The following is a 17,779-nucleotide window of genomic DNA, read 5'->3' on the forward strand; positions in this document are numbered from 1 at the left end:
GTATCAGGCCCGCCCGGCCGTCGGGCGGGCCTGACGGCGTTCCACGGGTTTGGAGGAACGCACCAGTGCGTTCCCCGAGGCCTGGAGTTTTCGTCCGGCCCCGCCACGACACCCCTCATGGGAGAATGAAGTACGTGCGTTCTCCCCCCGGCTGAAATGCCCGGGGGCCGACTCCGAACGACTGGGATGTTCTGCACGTGCGTTTCCTCAATGACCTGAAGCCGCCGTACGACCTCACGTACGACGATGTGTTCATGGTGCCTAGCCGCTCGGCCGTGGGCTCCCGCCAGGGAGTGGACCTCTCGTCCCCCGACGGCACCGGCACCACCATTCCTCTGGTCGTCGCCAATATGACCGCCATCGCGGGCCGCCGCATGGCCGAGACCGTCGCCCGGCGCGGCGGCCTCGTCGTCATCCCCCAGGACATCCCGATCGAGGTCGTCACCGACGTCATCGGGTGGGTCAAGAGCCGTCATCACGTGCTCGACACCCCGATCGTGCTCAACCCGGCCCAGACCGTCGCCGACGCGCTGTCGCTGCTCCCCAAGCGGGCGCACAACGCGGGCGTCGTCGTGGACGCCGACCACCGGCCCGTGGGTGTCGTCACCGACCGGGACCTGACCGGCGTCGACCGCTTCACCCAGCTGTCCGAGGTCATGTCCAAGGACCTGCTGCTGCTCGACGCGGACATCGACCCGCGCGAGGCGTTCAACACCCTCGACCACCACAACCGCCGCTACGCCCCCGCGGTCGACAAGGACGGCCGTCTCGCGGGCATCCTCACCCGCAAGGGCGCGCTGCGCGCGACGCTCTACACACCGGCCCTCGACGCGCGGGGCAGACTGCGCATCGCCGCCGCCGTCGGCATCAACGGCGACGTCGCGGGCAAGGCCAAGCAGCTGCTCGACGCCGGCGCCGACACGCTCGTCGTGGACACCGCGCACGGCCACCAGGAGTCCATGATCGCCGCGATCAGGGCCGTCCGGGGCCTGGACCCGCACGTGCCGATCGTCGCGGGCAACATCGTCGCCGCCGAGGGCGTGCGCGACCTCATCGAGGCGGGCGCCGACATCATCAAGGTCGGTGTGGGCCCCGGCGCCATGTGCACCACCCGCATGATGACCGGCGTGGGGCGGCCGCAGTTCTCCGCCGTCCTGGAGTGTGCCGCCGAGGCCAAGAAGTACGGCAAGCACGTCTGGGCCGACGGTGGCGTCCGCCACCCGCGCGATGTCGCCATGGCGCTCGCCGCCGGCGCCTCCAACGTGATGGTCGGTTCCTGGTTCGCCGGTACGTACGAGTCCCCGGGCGACCTCCAGCACTCCGCCGACGGCCGTCCGTACAAGGAGTCCTTCGGCATGGCGTCCGCGCGCGCCGTCCGCAACCGCACGAGCGAGGAGTCCGCCTACGACCGGGCCCGCAAGGCGCTCTTCGAGGAGGGCATCTCCACCTCGCGGATGTTCCTCGACCCGGCGCGGCCGGGCGTCGAGGACCTGATCGACTCCGTCATCGCCGGCGTCCGCTCCTCGTGCACCTACGCGGGTGCGGGCACGCTGGAGGAGTTCGCCGAGAAGGCCATCGTCGGCATCCAGAGCGCGGCCGGTTACGCCGAGGGCAAGCCGCTGCACGCCAGCTGGAGCTGACACCGACCGGGCGGGAAACCCGGACGCGTGACGGCCGAGCCGTCCCCGCCTTCCGCGGGGGCGGCTTCCGCCTTGTCCGGCCCGCGGCACCTGCTCCGCCCGGAAGCCGTGACGTCCTCCGCGAGCGCCCGCCGCGCCCCGGACCGGTGTCTTCGCGCGCCGGACCGGTGTCTTCGCGCCGCGGCCGGCCGACCACGGCCGGATCCGTACGCGTGACCAGACCCCCCGGGGGTACACGGGCCCCTGCCAGTACGGCGACGGAAGCGGAGGGCACAGTGTCCATGGCGTCCACGATCTCGACCGGTACCGCAGCAGAGGCGGCCCGGATGCCCGGCCCGCACGCCCGTGAGCTCCCGCAGATCGTCGATCCGGGCGAGGTCGCCCCCCGGGACGCGAAGGAGCTCTCCAAGCGGTTCTTCGACCGGCTGGCCGTGCTGGAGGAGGGCACCGAGGAGTACCAGTACGTACGGAACACCCTCATCGAGCTGAATCTCTCCCTCGTCAGGTTCGCCGCGGCGCGCTTCCGCAGCCGGTCCGACCAGATGGAGGACATCGTCCAGGTCGGCACGATCGGTCTGATCAAGGCCATCGACCGGTTCGACCTGAGCCGCGAGGTGGAGTTCACGACCTTCGCGATGCCGTGCGTCGTCGGCGAGATCAAGCGGTTCTTCCGGGACACCAGCTGGTCCGTGCACGTGCCGCGACGGCTCCAGGAACTGCGCATCGACCTGGCCAGGGCGTCCGACGTCCTCTTCCAGCGGCTCGACCGCTCTCCGACGGTCCCCGAGCTCGCCGAGCACCTGGGCCTGGCGCAGGACGAGGTGGTCGAAGGGCTCATCGCCGCGAACGGCTACTCGGCGGGCTCCCTCGAACTGCCCCTCGACGACACGGCCGACAACGGCTCGCAGACGCTCGTGGACCGGCTGGGCGAGCCGGACCGGGAGCTGGAGACGTTCGAGAACATCCAGGCCCTCAAGCCGCTCATCGAGCGGTTCGAGGAGCGGGACAGGCGGATCCTCCATATGCGCTACGTGGACGAGATGACCCAGGCCCAGATCGGGGCCGAACTGGGCGTCTCCCAGATGCACGTCTCCCGGCTGCTGTCGAGGATCACCGCGCGGCTGCGCCGGGAACTGCTCGACGTGGAGTGACGCGCCGGGGCTTCGCGTCCCGCGCCGGCACCGGCCCGTGTACGTCTCGCTCTGCCGTCGTGGGCCGGGGGAGACCCTGTGGACACGAGGGGCGACCCCATGGACACGCCCTAGGCTTCGCGGGCCCGGGCGGAGAGCGAGGGCCGGTCCCAGACCGCTCGTACCGTCTTGCCCGTCGGCCGGGGCCTGATCTCCACCCGCCCCGCCAGGCGGCACACCATCGGCCAGCCGAAACCGCCCCCGCCGGTGAAGTCCGGCGTACGGGCGACCGGGACGGACCGGCTTGAGTCGTCGACCTCGACGCTCAGCTCGTCCGGTTCGGCGCGCAGCCGCAGCCGCCACCAGCCCTCGGTGTGCCGCAGCGCGTTGGTCAGCAGCTCCGTCACGACCAGCTGGACGTCGGCCGGGTCCGCCCACGGGCAGTGGTCGGACAGGAAACGGACGGTCATGGCGCGGGCGGCAGAGCTGTCGCAGGTCGGTGAATCCATGACAACCACAGGCGGCTCCTCTGTCATCGCGGCTCGTCTACCCAGCCGACGCGCCTTCAAGGCGCGAATCTCCGTACAGAGGCGCGCAGAAGGTGACCACGAGAGCGCAGAGGCGCGCACGGGCCGACACGGAGCTCCCGTCACGCCTGGTCGACCCGCCGGACCGTCAGGGCGACCGTGTCGTCCGGATGCAGGATGACGGTGTGCATCTCGTCGGCGATGGCGCCGGGGATCTCCTCTATCGGTCTGTGGCGATGGCGGCTCGCCGCGGCCGCCAGCCGCAGCTCGCCCTCGCGCGGATCACGCCGGCTCTCCGTCAGCCCGTCCGTGTAGAGCACCAGCAGGTCGCCCGGCTCCAGCCGGTCCCGCAGCAGTCGTTCGCTGCCGGGCAGCGGGAAGCCGATGCCGCGGCCCCGTACCTCCAGCAGCCGGGTGCTGCCGTCCCCACGCACCAGGAGTGCCGGCGGGTGGCTGCCGTTGGCCAGCACCAGGCCTCCGCCGGCCGGATCGAGCCGGGCCAGCTGGACCGTCGCCATCAGCTCGTGGTCGAAGGTCGCCAGCACCTCGTCCGTCCTCGCCACGATGGACTCCAGGGGGTGGCCCTCCAGCGCCAGGGTGCGCACGGCATGCGTGACGTTCAGCGCGCTCCGCGTACTGGTCAGCCCATGGCCGAGGGCGTCCACGACGGTGATGTGCACCGTTCCGTCGGGCAGGACGAACCAGTCGTACAGGTCGCCGCCGGTCGGCGCGTCCTTCTCCGCCGGTTCGTAGTGCACGGCCATCTCCAGACCGGGGACGCGGACGGGCGGCGGGCGCAGCGCGTCCTCCAGCTGGCGCAGCATCCGGCCGTGCGCCTGGCGGAGCTGCTCGTCGCGCTCCTCCAGCTGGACGTAGAGAGCCAGGACGCCGCTGTTGGTCTCGGCCAGCTCGTGCTTGAGCCGCTGGTGGTCCTCGGCCAGCGCGTCGGCCTGGCGCACCGCAGCGCTCAGTTCCTCCTCCAGCAGCTCGCTCAGGACCGGCGCCTTCCGGTCGTTCCCGGCAGGGCCGCCCGGTGCGGGGGCGTCCGGTCCCGCGCTGCCCAGGGCCGGTGCCGGCAGCCGCCACACGGCCGCCGTGCCGGGCCACCGCTCGGCGGGCAGGGGCAGGCCGTCCAGCGGTGGCTGGCGGCGCGCGTGGGGCAGGTGCAGCCGTACCGTCAGCCGACCGCCGTCCAGGGGCTGCGGCACGACCTCCAGCTGGACCGGGCGGCCCGCGGCCAGCTCGGCGGCGGCCACCCGGGACGCGGACAGGGCGAGGCGGTAGCGCACCTCGACGGGCAGGCTCGCCCGGTGGGCCAGGCGGCGCAGGGTGGTGCGCAGCCCGGCCAGCGAATGATGGATCGTGGTCTGCTGATTCATGTGTCTCTCCGGGCCTGGCCGATGGCCAGGGCGGTCGCGTCGTCGCGGGTGCGCCGGTGCCCGTGGACGAGGGCCCCGGCGAGCAGCGCGGCGGGCAGGCCGGTCAGGAACGGCGAGGGATCGTGCGCCCAGCGGGTGTCGACGCCGTCGGTGTGCAGCAGGACGATGGTCCCCGGCTCGGGTGCGATCCGCTGCACCCGGGGCTCGGGCATGTTCCAGCCCACCACCCCGGGCTGTCCGCCGAAGCGGGTGCGGACCGCGCCGGGGGCGACGATCTGGGCCCGCACGTTGCCCACGGAGCAGTGCTCGACGCCGTCGGGCGCCAGCCGCACCAGCGTGACGGCGGCCCCGCGGCTGCGCCGCAGGGCCCGGTTCATCGTCTTGAGCAGCTGCGGGAGCGGGAGCTGCGGATCGCGGTGGAAGCAGCGGACGGCGAGCCCCGCCGCCTCGGCCGCGGGAGCACCGTGCCCCAGGCCGTCCACGACGATCGCGGTGCGTACGCCGTCGATCTCGGCGATGCCCCAGGCGTCCCCGCACTCGGACTCGCCCGCCGCGGGCACGCAGACGGCCCCGACGGCGGGCGTGGGCGCGGGGGAGTGGCGCGCCGGGTCGCCGAGGCGGGCGGAGACCAGCGTGCCCGCGCCCGGCCTGGTCCGCAGCGTGAACTCGTCGGCTATCCGGCGCACCGCGCCCAGACCGGAGCCGAGTGTGCCGGTGGTGGTGTAGCCGTCGGCGAGGCACTGTTCCGGATCGGCCATCCCGGGGCCCCGGTCCACCGCGAGGACCTCCACCCCCGCGCGCAGGGGCAGCGGCTGGATGTACAGCGAGCCCTGCCGGGCGTGCTTGACGATGTTGCCCGCCAACTCGCTGGCCAGCACGGCGGCCCGGTCCGGCAGGGCGCCCGCGAGCTGCTGGTCCAGCGCTGTCCTGCGGGCCGCCGAAGCGGCCAGCTGGACAGCGCTGCCGTGGTCGATCCTGATGTGCTGGGTGACGGGCATCAGCGGTCGTTCCAGCGGGTCACCACCACGGTGGTGCCTCCGGCCGGGCCGCAGCGCACCTGGAAGTCGTGCATCAGCCGACGGGCGCCGCCCAGGCCGTGGCCCAGGCCGCCGCCGGTGGTGAAGCCGTCGGCGAGCGCGGTCTCCAGGTCCGGGATGCCGGGCCCGTCGTCGCGTACGACCAGGCGCAGTCCGCGCCGGCCGCGCGGACCGAGGACCTGGATCTCCAGGGTGCCGCCGCCGCCGTGCACATAGGCGTTGCGGGCCAGTTCGCTGGCGGCGGTCACGACACGGGTCTGGTCGACCAGACCGAAACCGGCCTCCACCGTGGCGGCGCGCACCGCGTGCCGCACCGTCAGCAGGTCCTCCTCGGAGGCGACGGAATAGGGCACCGGCTCCGCGCCCCACGCGTCCGGACCGGTCCGGTCCTCCTGGACCGGACCGGTCTCCTGCGCCGGAGCGCGCGGCGCGGCGATCGCGGGCCGCAGGGCAGGCCGTTCATCGAAGGGCGTCACGTCGGCCCTCCCCCGGTGGCTGTGGCATCCGGTGCCACCCCAGTGCGGTGAGCGCCTGCTCCGCGTTGAGCGCGGTCTCGACGCCGGTCAGCTGGAGGCCCAGCTCGACCAGGGTGATGGCGACCGCGGGACGCATCCCGGCCACGATGACCCGGGCCCCGAGCAGCCTGGCCATGGTGGTCAGCTCCATCAGGGTGCGTGCCACGAACGAGTCGATGATCTCCAGCCGGGAGATGTCGATCAGCACGCCGCGGGCGCCGTCACCGACGATCCGTTCCGTCAGTTCGTCGGTGAAGGCCACCGCCGACTGGTCGTCCAGCTCATTGAGCAGCCCGGTCACCAGGACGTCTCCGAGCCGCAGGATCGGCACACCGGTGGCGCGAGGGCCCGTCACGCCGTCACCTGCCCGGCGGCACCGGCGTCCACGGCGGGCTGGTCGGTGAGGCGGATCGCCGCGGCCAGGGCGTCCGCGAGGGTGGCCCGGGTCAGGATGGTCGACAGATCGATTCCCAGCTGCGCGATGGTCTGCGCGATCGGCGGACGGATGCCGCTGATGACGCAGTCGGCGCCCATCAGCCGTACCGCGTTGACGGTGTGCATCAGATGCTGGGCGACCGCCGTGTCCACCGCCGGTACGCCCGTGATGTCGATGATGGCGACCTGCGCCTCGTTGTCCTGGATCGCCTGGAGCAGGCTCTCCATCACCACCTGCGTACGCGCGGTGTCCAGCGTGCCGATCAGCGGCACGGCCAGGACATGGCGCCACAGCCGTACGACGGGGGTGGACAGTTCGAGGAGCTGACGGCTCTGACGCTGGATGATCTCCTCGCGTCCCTCGACGTACGTCTCGAAGGAGAGGGCCCCGGCGGCGTCCAGCAGCCGGTTGACGAGGATGGCGGCGGAGAACAGCTCGCCCGAGTCCCGGGTCGTGTGCTGGATCGCCGAGAGCAGCGCCTCCTTGAGCGAGAGCACGGCCATCGAGGTGGCGGTCGGCGTGGCGCCCGCCCTCGCCCGGCGCAGCGACAGCTCTATGACGGCCCGGCGAAGGTCGTTGCCCGCTGTCACCAGTCGCTCCACCGGGACGTCCCCGGCCAGGCCCTCCGCCAGCGCCGAGATCAGCAGATCGGCCTCTTCGCGCACCTCGTGCTCGCTCATGTCGGTGCTGAGCACCGCCTGCTCCAGCTGGAGCCGCACCCAGCGGTCCGCGATCTCCTCCTCGCGCTCCCGCAGTGCCTCGCACAGCAGGTCCCGCACGCTCGATTCGCTGGTGTTCACACGTACCTCTCGCCGGTCGGTGGCCGTCTTCGGTTCCCGCGGCCGGTGCGGATCGCCGCGGACGGTCGCCCGCGGTCCCGCACGTCGCACAACCGCTCCCGATCCCGCGTCACCGGCCGAGAACGCCCCTACCCAGACCGGCGCCGGACATTCCGTCCAGTTCCCCGGGGCGGGCGGGAGCCGGTGTCGCCGGGGGTGCCGCGCCCGTCGGCGGGCCGGCCCATCCCGCCCGCCGCACGGCGTCCGCCACCGCCGCCGCGACCCTCGCGTGGCCCGCGTCGTCGGGGTGGAGCCCGTCCGCCAGGTGCTGCGGCCCGAGCAGGTCCCGCCCGGACAGCAGGGCCAGGTGCCGGTCCCCGGCGCGGACCAGGTCGCGGGTGGCCGCCTCCATGGCCGCGCGCAGCTCGGCGTGGGTGGCGCCCAGGTCGTTGGCGGTCGACTCCGCCTCCGGTCGCAGCAGGGGCGAGAGCACCAGCAGGGGGGTGTCCGGGTGGCCGCCGCGCACCACGGTGACGAACGCCCGGGTCGTCTCGTACAGCAGGGCGGCGGAGGTGGGCACATCGCCCCAGCAGTTGGTGCCGAAGGCGAGCGTGAGCAGGTCGGCGGGGAGCGCGGCCAGCTGCTGGGCGACGGGCAGCTCCCCGCGCGCGCTGCCCGCGTAGCCGAGGTTGACCGTGTCCAGACCGAGCGCGCGTCCGGCGGCAGCGGGCCAGGCGTGCGCGGGCCGGGTGGACCACCAGCCCTCGGTGATGGAGTCTCCGTGGACCACCCAGCGGGGAAGCCGCCGGGCGGGCCGGACCGTGCCGCCGATGGCCCGCAGGCCGGTGATGACCGGTGCCCGGCTCTCGGGCGGGTGGACGGTGAACGGGCCGTCGGACGGGGGGAGCGGGAGGGTGACGGTCCCCTCCTCGGCCGGCTCGGCGAACGTCTCGCCGACGCACCGGTCGCCCTGCCACAGCGCGAAGCAGTGTGAGATCTCCCGCATGCCGTCGGTCGTGCGCGGCACGGTCGCGCGGTAGCGGATCCCGACCGCGCGGGTGCCGGCGCCCGCTGTGAACTCCAGGCGTACGCCGATGGGCAGCGCGGCCCGCTCGACCGTGTCGCGCGGCAGCCGGGCCAGACCGGCCGGGTCGGCACGCACCGCCCGGCCACCGGCGTCCCGCCAGGCCGTTCCGCGCAGGAACGGCTCGGGGTCCAGCCAGCTCATCGCGCCTCCGTTCATGTGGTTCCTCGGTCGATCGGCCCGTCGGGGGGAGACCGTCCCCCTTGCCGGGTCGTCGCGTCGTACGTCTCGTCGTACCCGCCGCGGGGCTCGCGCACCGGCTCGCGGGCCTGCCGTCCCGCCTCGTCTCCCCGTCGGTCGGACACGCTCCTGCCGCACGCCTACCCCGTCGCGGGCCGCCCATCACAGCTGTCCGTCCGCCCCCGCGCGACCCCCAATGTGCTGATTCGTGCGGCGGGGCGCAATGTTTCCCCGTCTGTGCCCGAAGTGCGCAATGATCATCCGTGCATGCGCAACAACGATGCATTACAAGCGCGAAGCTCTCCTCGTAGGCTCAGGGCCCGTACCTGGAGTGGCGGCGACCGTCTGCTCGGCGGTTCCCCCTTCCCCCGTGGGCTGCTCCCGCGCATGCCCGCGTACCGCCGCAGGTCGCCGTATCCCGACCGCAGCGATGAAGGAGCCACCGCAGTGCTGGACCAAGGCACAGCCGCGCCCGCCACCGAGCCACCCGCGCCCAAGGCGTCCGCGCTCTCCGTCCTGACCCGGCGCAAGCCCGTGGAAGCGCTGGTCTCCGAGGGTGGACAGGGTGAGGGCGGCAGTCTTCGCCGCTCGCTCTCCATGTGGCAGCTGACCATGATCAGCATCGGTGCCACGCTCGGCACCGGAATCTTCGTCGTCCTCGGCGAGGCCGTCCCCGAGGCAGGCCCGGCCGTCACCCTCGCTTTCGTCTTCGCGGGCCTCACGGCGCTGTTCTCGGCGCTGTCCTACGCGGAGCTGGCCGGCACCATCCCGGTCTCGGGCTCTTCGTATTCGTACGCGTACGCAACGCTGGGCGAACTCGTGGCCTGGATCTGCGGCTGGTGCCTGCTCCTGGAGTACGGCGTTTCCGTGGCCGCCGTGGCCGTCGGCTGGGGCGACTACCTCAACGAGCTCCTCGACGGCACGATCGGCGTCACGCTTCCCGCGGCGCTCAGCGCGCCCCCCGGCGACGGCGGCGTCTTCAACCTGCCGGCCCTGATCGTCGTCGTGCTCGCCATGCTGTTCCTGCTCGGCGGCGCCAAGGAGTCCGCCCGCGCCAACACGATCATGGTGATGGTCAAGATCGGCGCGCTGGTCCTCTTCTGCGCCGTCGGCGTCATGGGCTTCAAGTCCGGCAACTACAGCGACTTCATGCCGCTCGGCCTGGAGAGCGTCGGCGCGGCGGGCGCGATCCTGTTCTTCTCCTACATCGGCTTCGACGCCGCCTCCACCGCCGGTGAGGAGGCCAAGAACCCCAAGCGCGACCTGCCCCGGGCGATCATGCTCTCGCTGGTCATCGTCACCGCGCTGTACGTGCTGGTCGCCGCCGTCGCCGTGGGTGCCTGGGACTGGAAGAAGTTCGCCGGCACCGACGCCACCCTCGCCGCGATCATGAACGATGTCACCGGCCAGAGCTTCTGGGGCACCCTGCTCGCCGCCGGCGCGGTCATCTCCATCGCCAGCGTCGTCCTCACCGTCCTCTACGGCCAGACCCGCATCCTGTTCGCGATGTCCCGCGACGGACTGGTGCCCAAGGTCTTCGGCCGGGTGAACCCCAAGACCGGCACCCCGCGCGCCAACACCGTGATCGTCGCGCTGTTCTGCGGCGTCCTGGCCGCCGCCATCCCGCTCGGCGAGCTGGTCAACGCCACCAGCATCGGCACGCTGTTCGCCTTCGCCCTGGTCAATGTCGCGGTGATCGTGCTCCGCTTCACCCAGCCGACCATGGACCGGACCTTCAAGGTGCCGTTCGGCCCGCTCTTCCCCGTGCTGGGCTTCCTCTTCTGCGGCTACAGCATGTACAGCCTCGACGTGATCACCTGGGTGTACTTCGGTGTCTGGATGGCCGTGGGTCTCGTGGTCTACTTCCTGTACGGCATGCGCCGCTCCCGATTGGCCACGGCAGAGAAGTGATCCACCCGTAGTGCGACTCAACGATCTCGACGAACGCATCGTCCACGCCCTCGCCGAGGACGCCCGCCGCAGTTACGCCGACATCGGCGCACTCGTCGGCCTGTCCGCCCCGGCCGTCAAGCGCCGGGTGGACAGGCTGCGGGCCGAGGGGGCCATCACCGGCTTCACGGTGCGGGTCGACCCGGCGGCGCTCGGCTGGGAGACCGAGGGCTTCATCGAGATCTACTGCCGTCGCAACACCTCGCCCGAGGCCATCCAGCGTGGCCTTGAGCGGTACCCGGAAGTCGCGTCCGCCTCCACCGTGACCGGTGAGGCGGACGCGATCGTCCAGGTCTTCGCCTCCGACATGCGCCACTTCGAGCGCGTCCTGGAGCGGATCGCCGGCGAGCCGTTCGTGGAGCGCACCAAGTCGGTCCTGGTGCTCTCACCGCTGCTGCGGCGCTACTCCTCCGGCTCGCCCGCCTAGGGTCTCTCGACTGGTTCGTGCCGGGCTCGCGTGCCCCGGCACCGCGCCTCGCCGCGTAATCGTCGGTCGCCCACACTCCGCGTCGCCGCCCTCCTCCGCCGTGCGATCCCCGACACGCACGCCGCAGCCCCGGCCCTCCGGGCGGACGCCGACGCCTTCCGGACACTGCCTGGAGCCCCCGGGCCGGGTTCCCGCGGTCCGGGTCGCCGGGGCTGCCGGGGCGCGGCCTCCACCGGGCCGTCCCCGCTCACCCCGGCAGGTCCGGCACCGGGCGCACCGGCCCTCCGGCCGATGCCCCTCCGGCCGCCGTGTGCCTGCCACGGTCGTGCCCGTCCGGACGGCCTCGCCGATCCGCCCGCGCGCCGATCGCGACGCTCCCGCGGCGGGCGGCGAAGCCCGTCCGCCCCCCTGGCCCCACCCGTGACGCAATGAATCACCGCCCCCTCCGGCAACCGCGCAATGGATCGACGGTCGGTCCGCAACGGTCAGATCTTGTCCGGGGTGAGCAGCGGACCGTACCGTTTTGACGTCTTTCCACCACCGTTTCCGCCCCCTCGCACCCCGACAGAGGTCTGCCGATGCCGCCGCTGCGCACCGCCCTGCTCCAGAGCTCCGGACAGCCCGGTGACGTGGCCGCCAATCTCAAGGTCCTCGACGAGGCCGCCGCCCGCGCCGCCGCCACGGGTGCCGGACTGCTGGTCGCCCCCGAGATGTTCCTGACCGGGTACGCGATCGGCGCGGACGTGCCCCGGCTGGCAGAGGCCGCCGACGGCCCCTCCGCCGAGGCGGTCGCCGCCCTCGCCGTACGGCACGGCCTGGGAATCGTCTACGGCTACCCGGAGCGGGACGGCGAGCGGATCTTCAACGCCGCCCAGCTGATCGGCCCCGACGGCGCCCGGCTCGCGAACTACCGCAAGACCCATCTCTTCGGCGGCTTCGAGCAGGACTGGTTCACCCCCGGCGACCGGCCCGTCGTCCAGGCCGAGCTCGCCGGGCTGCGCCTGGGCGTGATGATCTGCTACGACGTCGAGTTCCCGGAGAACGTCCGGGCGCACGCCCTGGCCGGCACCGACCTGCTGCTGGTGCCCACCGCCCTGATGCACCCCGCCGAGGTCGTCGCCGACGCCGTCGTGCCGGTGCGCGCCTTCGAGAGCCAGCTGTACATCGCGTACGCCAACCGCGTCGGGCAGGAGGGCGAGTTCGAGTTCGTCGGACGGTCGGCCCTCGCCTGCCCCGACGGCACCACCCGGGCCCGAGCCGGACGCGAGGAGGAGCTGATCGTCGGCGACGCCGACCCGGAGCTCCTGCGCGCCTCCCGCGAGGCCAACCCCTATCTGCGCGACCGCCGCCCGGGCCTGTACGCGTCCCTGAGCTGAATCCGCACCGCCCCGCCCAGCCCCCCCCGCACGAGCTTTCCCCTGCAAGGAGTCCGTACCCCATGACGTCCACGGTGCCCACCGCCGTCCAGCACACCGACGCGCAGCCGCCGATCACCATGTTCGGTCCGGACTTCCCGTACGCCTACGACGACTTCCTGGCCCACCCGGCCGGTCTCGGGCAGATACCCGCGACCGAGCACGGCACCGAGGTCGCCGTCATCGGCGGCGGTCTCTCGGGCATCGTCGCCGCCTACGAGCTGATGAAGATGGGCCTCAAGCCGGTCGTCTACGAGGCCGACCAGATCGGTGGCCGGCTGCGCACCGTCGGCTTCGAGGGCTGTGAGCCCGGGCTGACGGCCGAGATGGGCGCGATGCGCTTCCCGCCGTCCTCGACCGCGCTCCAGCACTACATCGACCTGGTGGGCCTGGAGACCCGGCCGTTCCCCAACCCGCTCGCCGAGTCCACCCCCTCGACCGTCGTCGACCTCAAGGGCGAGTCGCACTACGCCGAGACCGTCGACGACCTGCCGCAGGTCTACCGCGACGTGGCGAACGCGTGGAACGCCTGCCTGGAGGAGGGCGCGGACTTCTCCGACATGAACCGCGCCATGCGTGAGCGCGACGTCCCGCGGATCCGCGAGATCTGGGCCAAGCTCGTCGAGAAGCTCGACAACCAGACCTTCTACGGCTTCCTGTGCGAGTCGGAGTCCTTCAAGTCCTTCCGCCACCGGGAGATCTTCGGACAGGTCGGCTTCGGCACCGGCGGCTGGGACACCGACTTCCCCAACTCCATCCTGGAGATCCTGCGGGTCGTCTACACCGAGGCCGACGACCACCACCGCGGCATCGTCGGCGGCTCCCAGCAGCTGCCGGTGCGCCTGTGGGAGCGCGAGCCGCGGAAGATGGTCCACTGGCCGCTCGGCACGTCGCTGAAGTCGCTGCACGACGGCGACCCGAAGCCCGCCGTGACCCGCCTGCACCGCACCGCGGGCAACCGGATCACCGTCACCGACTCCACCGGCGACATCCGCACCTACCAGGCGGCGATCTTCACCGCCCAGTCCTGGCTGCTGCTGTCCAAGATCGCCTGTGACGACTCGCTCTTCCCCATCGACCACTGGACGGCGATGGAGCGCACCCACTACATGGAGTCGTCCAAGCTGTTCGTGCCGGTCGACCGGCCGTTCTGGCTGGACAAGAACGAGAAGACCGGCCGGGACGTCATGTCGATGACGCTGACCGACCGGATGACGCGCGGTACGTACCTGCTGGACGACGGCCCGGACAAGCCGGCCGTCATCTGCCTCTCGTACACGTGGTGCGACGACAGCCTGAAGTGGCTGCCGCTGTCGGCGAACGAGCGCATGGAGGTCATGCTCAAGTCGCTCGGCGAGATCTACCCGGACGTCGACATCCGCAAGCACATCATCGGCAACCCGGTGACCGTGTCCTGGGAGAACGAGCCCTGGTTCATGGGCGCGTTCAAGGCCAACCTGCCCGGCCACTACCGCTACCAGCGGCGGCTGTTCACCCACTTCATGCAGGACCGGCTGCCCGAGGACAAGCGGGGCATCTTCCTCGCCGGCGACGACATCTCCTGGACGGCGGGCTGGGCCGAGGGCGCCGTCCAGACCGCGCTGAACGCGGTGTGGGGCGTCATGCGCCACTTCGGCGGCGCCACCGATGCCACCAACCCCGGCCCGGGCGACGTCTACGACGAGATCGCCCCCGTGGAACTCCCGGAGGACTGAGGGAGTTGGGGGAGTGGGGCGGAAGCACGGGTGTGAGGGCGTTCAGCCGCACCGTGTGAGCGGCGTCAGCAGCATCCGCCCCACCAGACCCACGGAGTGGTCGAGGCGTTCGGTGAACTCCTCGGCCAGCTCCGGCATCCGGCCCAGCCGCCACAGCGAGCGGCCGGCCAGCCAGGCCCCGTCCCGGGCCCGGTCCAGGCTCCAGCACCCCAGCAGATGGGTCAGCGGATCGGCGGCCTCCAGGAGATCGGGCCCCGGCATCAGCTCTTCGCGGATGCGTTCCTCCAGCAGCGCGAGGATGTCGCCCACCTGCCGGAACGGGGCCTCCAGGTCGACGGGTTCGCAGCCGAGCGTGCGACAGGTGTCCACCACCGCGAGCGCCAGATCGTGCCCGATGTGCGCATTGATACCGGCCAGGGCGAACTGCAGGGGCCGTACGCCGGGGTGGCTCCGGCACCGGAAGAGCGGCCGCCAGCAGGCCGGTGGCCGTCCGCCGGAGGCGACGGTGTCCACCGCCGCCAGATAGCGCTCGGCGAAGCGCACATCCAGGGTCACGGCGGCCCGCCGGTCGATGAATCCGCCCGCGTCGGCACACCGGCCGATCTCCTGGGTGACCGTCAGGTACACCCGATTGAAGACCGCCACCCCGTCCCTCGCCGGCCACAGCGAGCGGAACGCCTGCATCCGTTCCACCACCGCGTCGATCGACAGCCGGTCGGGTCCGGTCGCGGCGGTGAGCCGTCGGGTCTGCGCCATGGGGGCAGCGTCCCAGTCGGTAGGCTCTCGGTGGTGCCATCGAGCCGGGCGTCCCCGAAACGGGGGACCCGTCGACCGGCGGGCACCAGGGGGAGGGGATCCACGGTGTCAGGCGCGCGCGAACATCGCCGTACCGCACGACGGGAACGCCGGCGGACCAGGCGCCGCAACGTCATGGCCGCCGCGGCCTCGGCGGTCGTCGCCGTCGGCACGGTCTCGGGGCTGCTCTCGGTGTCGGAGGCCGACGGGAGGAGCGACACCGCCAGGCCGCTGGTCTCCGGCGCGCCGGTCCCGCAGCCCCTGCCCGCACGGCCCGAACCCCCCTCGCCGTCGCCGTCGCCCTCCCCGGCGAAGCCGTCGGCGTCGGCATCGGCGTCCCCGAAGCCCAAGGCGTCCCCGAAGGCCCCGAAGGCCCCGGCGCAGCGGCAGGTCCCGCTCGTCGACGCCGACCTGTACCGCCACCCCGACTCGCAGGTGCTCGACTGGATCAGGGCCAACGGCGACGACCCCCGCCGGGCGCTCATCGAGTCGAGGATCGCCGCCCAGCCGGCCGCCGTCTGGTTCGCCGAGTACGACCCCGGGGCCATCACCGGCAGGGTCCGCTCGGTGACCTCCGGTGCGGCAGCCGTCGGCCGGGTCCCGGTCCTCGTGCCGTACGCCATCCCGGACCGGGACTGCGGCGGGGCCTCGCAGGGCGGTGCCCCCGACCTGGACGCCTACGACGGGTGGATACGCGGATTCGCCGAGGGCCTCGGCAGCGGCCCCGTGATAGTGGTCCTGGAACCCGACTCGATCGCGCTCGCGGACTGCCTGTCGGACAGCGGCCGGGCCGCGCGGTACGCGTCACTGGCCCGGGCGGGCAGGGCGTTGAAGGCCGCCAACCCGCAGGCGAGGGTGTACTTCGACGCGGGGCACTCCGGCTGGCACCCGGCCACGGAGATGGCCTCCGCCCTGCGCGCGGCGGGCGCGGCGAGCAGCGGCGACGGCATCTTCACCAATGTGTCGAACTTCCACCGGACCGCGGACGAGGTGGCCTACGCGCGTCGGGTGCTCGCGGCGCTCGGCGGCCCTTCCCGGCTCGGCGCGGTCATCGACACCAGCCGCAACGGGAACGGCGCCCCCGCCCCCGGCGAGTGGTGCGACCCCTCCGGCCGCGCTCTCGGCCAGACGCCGACGACCGGGACCGGCGCGGCCCGGATCGACGCCTATCTGTGGATCAAGCTGCCGGGGGAGTCCGACGGCTGCAAGGGCGCCGCCGGATCGTTCACCCCCGACTACGCCTACGACTTGGCGACCGGCTGATCCCCGCCGCCCTCGTACGAGCTGGTACCCGCGTCCAGGAGCGGTTCCTGTTCCTTCATGTGGGCGGGGGCGAAGGCGCGCAGCACGTGGTAGCCGGTGATGACGACGATGGTGCCGAGCGCGATGCCGCTGAGCTCGAAGGTGTCGGTGAACTTCAGGCTGACGCCGCCGACGCCGATGATGATGCCCGCGGCGGCCGGGACGAGGTTCAGCGGATTGCGCAGATCGACCTTGGCGTTGATCCAGATCTGCGCGCCGAGCAGGCCGATCATTCCGTACAGGATGACGGTGATGCCGCCGAGGACACCGCCGGGGATCGCGGCCACGACGGCGCCGAACTTGGGGCAGAGCCCGAAGAGCAGCGCGAAGCCGGCGGCGGCCCAGTAGGCGGCGGTGGAGTAGACCCGGGTGGCGGCCATGACGCCGATGTTCTCGGAGTACGTGGTGTTGGGCGGGCCGCCCACGGCGGTGGAGAGCATCGAGGCGGCGCCGTCGGCGGCGATGGCGGTGCCCAGCTTGTCGTCGAGCGACTCGCCGGTCATCTCCCCGACGGCTTTGACGTGTCCGGCGTTCTCGGCGATCAGCGCGATGACGACCGGGAGCGCGACCAGGATGGCGGACCACTCGAAGCTCGGGGCGTGGAAGGACGGAAGGCCGATCCAGTCGGCCTTCCCGACGCCGGACAGATCCAGCCGCCAGTGGTCGACGGCCTCGGCACCCCCGGCCGGGGAGTGGATGCGGCCGAAGATCCGGTCGAAGACCCAGGAGATGCCGTAGCCGAAGACCAGCCCGAGGAAGATCGCGATACGTGACCAGAAGCCGCGCAGACAGACCACGGCGAGCCCGGTGAACAGCATCACCAGCAGCGCCGTCCACTGGTCCTGAGGCCAGTACGTCGAGGCGGTCACCGGCGCGAGGTTGAACCCGATGAGCATGACCACGGCGCCGGTGACGATCGGCGGCATCGCCGCGTGGATGATCCGGGCGCCGAACCGCTGCACGGCGAGCCCCGCCAGGAAGAGCACGACACCGACGACCAGCACCGCGCCGGTCACGGTGGCGCTGGTGCCGCCGGTGGCCCGGATGGTGGCGGCCACGCCCACGAACGAGAGCGAGCAGCCCAGGTAGCTGGGCACCTTCCCCTTCGTGGCGAGCAGGAAGATCACCGTCGCGACGCCGGACATCATGATCGCGAGGTTGGGGTCGAGCCCCATCAGGACCGGAGCGACGAACGACGCACCGAACATGGCCACCACGTGCTGGGCGCCGAGCCCGACCGTACGGGGCCAGGAAAGCCGCTCGTCGGGGCGGACGACGGCTCCGGGAGCGGGTGTCCGTCCGTCGCCGTGCAGGGTCCAGCGCACGCCGAGGTTCATGGGGGGTCGCTCCAGTTCTCCGGTTCGGGGGGCCGTCGCGGGGCCGGGGCGGCCGCTTCGCGGGACAGCGGAAGACCAGCGCAATGGTAGTGCGCCTTCTGTGCGGTTTCCGCCCGGCGTCCTCCGGGTGG

At 72.4% G+C, this 17,779-nt stretch carries 16 protein-coding genes; 7 read left to right on the top strand and 9 right to left on the bottom strand.

Annotated features, from left to right (window positions below; all coding sequences use genetic code 11):
* The first annotated feature begins 197 nt into the window (after window positions 1-197).
* Complete coding sequence (locus PUR26_RS02895) at window positions 198-1,640, top strand: GuaB1 family IMP dehydrogenase-related protein (RefSeq protein WP_329868849.1); 1,443 nt, start codon at window positions 198-200, stop codon at window positions 1,638-1,640.
* Between the two features lie 281 nt (window positions 1,641-1,921).
* Window positions 1,922-2,791: a SigB/SigF/SigG family RNA polymerase sigma factor gene (locus PUR26_RS02900; protein WP_443076947.1), complete on the top strand. Its 870-nt coding sequence runs from the start codon at window positions 1,922-1,924 to the stop codon at window positions 2,789-2,791.
* A gap of 110 nt (window positions 2,792-2,901) precedes the next feature.
* Here the strand turns inward: PUR26_RS02900 and PUR26_RS02905 are convergent, their stop codons facing one another.
* From PUR26_RS02905 to PUR26_RS02935, 7 genes are all read right to left on the bottom strand, one after another.
* On the bottom strand, window positions 2,902-3,279 hold the full coding sequence (locus PUR26_RS02905) for an ATP-binding protein (protein WP_329868975.1): 378 nt from the start codon (window positions 3,277-3,279) through the stop codon (window positions 2,902-2,904).
* A gap of 140 nt (window positions 3,280-3,419) precedes the next feature.
* Window positions 3,420-4,676 carry a PP2C family protein-serine/threonine phosphatase gene (locus PUR26_RS02910; protein ID WP_329868851.1) on the bottom strand — a complete coding sequence of 419 codons (1,257 nt, stop codon included), beginning with the start codon at window positions 4,674-4,676 and terminating at the stop codon, window positions 3,420-3,422.
* A complete protein-coding gene (locus PUR26_RS02915; protein WP_329868853.1) occupies window positions 4,673-5,674 on the bottom strand; it encodes a SpoIIE family protein phosphatase in 1,002 nt (333 codons plus the stop codon). The genes PUR26_RS02910 and PUR26_RS02915 overlap by 4 nt, the downstream gene beginning before the upstream one ends.
* Window positions 5,674-6,066: an ATP-binding protein gene (locus PUR26_RS02920; RefSeq protein WP_329868977.1), complete on the bottom strand. Its 393-nt coding sequence runs from the start codon at window positions 6,064-6,066 to the stop codon at window positions 5,674-5,676. Before PUR26_RS02920 ends, PUR26_RS02915 begins: the two co-directional genes overlap by 1 nt.
* A gap of 106 nt (window positions 6,067-6,172) precedes the next feature.
* A complete protein-coding gene (locus tag PUR26_RS02925) occupies window positions 6,173-6,583 on the bottom strand; it encodes an STAS domain-containing protein (protein ID WP_329868855.1) in 411 nt (136 codons plus the stop codon).
* Window positions 6,580-7,464, bottom strand: a complete 885-nt coding sequence (locus tag PUR26_RS02930; protein WP_329868857.1) for an STAS domain-containing protein — start codon at window positions 7,462-7,464, stop codon at window positions 6,580-6,582. The genes PUR26_RS02925 and PUR26_RS02930 overlap by 4 nt, the downstream gene beginning before the upstream one ends.
* A gap of 109 nt (window positions 7,465-7,573) precedes the next feature.
* Window positions 7,574-8,686 (bottom strand): GDSL-type esterase/lipase family protein, encoded by a 1,113-nt coding sequence (locus PUR26_RS02935; protein WP_443076948.1) that lies wholly within the window; start codon window positions 8,684-8,686, stop codon window positions 7,574-7,576.
* Between the two features lie 468 nt (window positions 8,687-9,154).
* Between PUR26_RS02935 and PUR26_RS02940 the strand changes: the two genes are divergently transcribed.
* From PUR26_RS02940 to PUR26_RS02955, 4 genes are all read left to right on the top strand, one after another.
* On the top strand, window positions 9,155-10,618 hold the full coding sequence (locus PUR26_RS02940; protein WP_329868858.1) for an amino acid permease: 1,464 nt from the start codon (window positions 9,155-9,157) through the stop codon (window positions 10,616-10,618).
* 10 nt (window positions 10,619-10,628) lie between these two features.
* The gene (locus PUR26_RS02945) at window positions 10,629-11,084 is read left to right on the top strand and encodes an Lrp/AsnC family transcriptional regulator (protein WP_329868860.1); all 456 of its coding nucleotides are present in this window, start codon (window positions 10,629-10,631) and stop codon (window positions 11,082-11,084) included.
* Between the two features lie 578 nt (window positions 11,085-11,662).
* Window positions 11,663-12,460 (top strand): carbon-nitrogen hydrolase family protein, encoded by a 798-nt coding sequence (locus PUR26_RS02950; RefSeq protein ID WP_329868862.1) that lies wholly within the window; start codon window positions 11,663-11,665, stop codon window positions 12,458-12,460.
* A gap of 62 nt (window positions 12,461-12,522) precedes the next feature.
* Window positions 12,523-14,214 (top strand): flavin monoamine oxidase family protein, encoded by a 1,692-nt coding sequence (locus tag PUR26_RS02955; protein WP_329868864.1) that lies wholly within the window; start codon window positions 12,523-12,525, stop codon window positions 14,212-14,214.
* A gap of 42 nt (window positions 14,215-14,256) precedes the next feature.
* Here PUR26_RS02955 and PUR26_RS02960 read toward each other — a convergent pair whose 3' ends face one another.
* Window positions 14,257-14,970, bottom strand: a complete 714-nt coding sequence (locus PUR26_RS02960) for a DUF5995 family protein (protein ID WP_329868866.1) — start codon at window positions 14,968-14,970, stop codon at window positions 14,257-14,259.
* 174 nt (window positions 14,971-15,144) lie between these two features.
* Here PUR26_RS02960 and PUR26_RS02965 point away from each other — a divergent pair, with 174 nt between their 5' ends.
* Window positions 15,145-16,272: a glycoside hydrolase family 6 protein gene (locus PUR26_RS02965; protein ID WP_329868868.1), complete on the top strand. Its 1,128-nt coding sequence runs from the start codon at window positions 15,145-15,147 to the stop codon at window positions 16,270-16,272.
* Here PUR26_RS02965 and PUR26_RS02970 read toward each other — a convergent pair.
* Entirely contained in the window at window positions 16,251-17,648 is a 1,398-nt protein-coding gene (locus PUR26_RS02970) for a uracil-xanthine permease family protein (protein ID WP_329868870.1), read from the bottom strand. The two genes, PUR26_RS02965 and PUR26_RS02970, sit on opposite strands and share 22 nt — an antisense overlap.
* Window positions 17,649-17,779: the final 131 nt, after the last annotated feature.

Source organism: Streptomyces sp. SP18CS02, assembly GCF_036322365.1.
Taxonomy (GTDB): domain Bacteria; phylum Actinomycetota; class Actinomycetes; order Streptomycetales; family Streptomycetaceae; genus Streptomyces.

Coding starts and splice junctions, on each gene's coding strand:
- PUR26_RS02915 (WP_329868853.1), bottom strand. CDS start 5,674: ATGCCCGTCACCCAGCACATCAGGATCGACCACGGCAGCGCTGTCCAG.
- PUR26_RS02905 (WP_329868975.1), bottom strand. CDS start 3,279: ATGGATTCACCGACCTGCGACAGCTCTGCCGCCCGCGCCATGACCGTC.
- PUR26_RS02900 (WP_443076947.1), top strand. CDS start 1,922: ATGGCGTCCACGATCTCGACCGGTACCGCAGCAGAGGCGGCCCGGATG.
- PUR26_RS02960 (WP_329868866.1), bottom strand. CDS start 14,970: ATGGCGCAGACCCGACGGCTCACCGCCGCGACCGGACCCGACCGGCTG.
- PUR26_RS02970 (WP_329868870.1), bottom strand. CDS start 17,648: ATGAACCTCGGCGTGCGCTGGACCCTGCACGGCGACGGACGGACACCC.
- PUR26_RS02965 (WP_329868868.1), top strand. CDS start 15,145: ATGGCCGCCGCGGCCTCGGCGGTCGTCGCCGTCGGCACGGTCTCGGGG.
- PUR26_RS02955 (WP_329868864.1), top strand. CDS start 12,523: ATGACGTCCACGGTGCCCACCGCCGTCCAGCACACCGACGCGCAGCCG.
- PUR26_RS02910 (WP_329868851.1), bottom strand. CDS start 4,676: ATGAATCAGCAGACCACGATCCATCATTCGCTGGCCGGGCTGCGCACC.
- PUR26_RS02950 (WP_329868862.1), top strand. CDS start 11,663: ATGCCGCCGCTGCGCACCGCCCTGCTCCAGAGCTCCGGACAGCCCGGT.
- PUR26_RS02935 (WP_443076948.1), bottom strand. CDS start 8,686: ATGAACGGAGGCGCGATGAGCTGGCTGGACCCCGAGCCGTTCCTGCGC.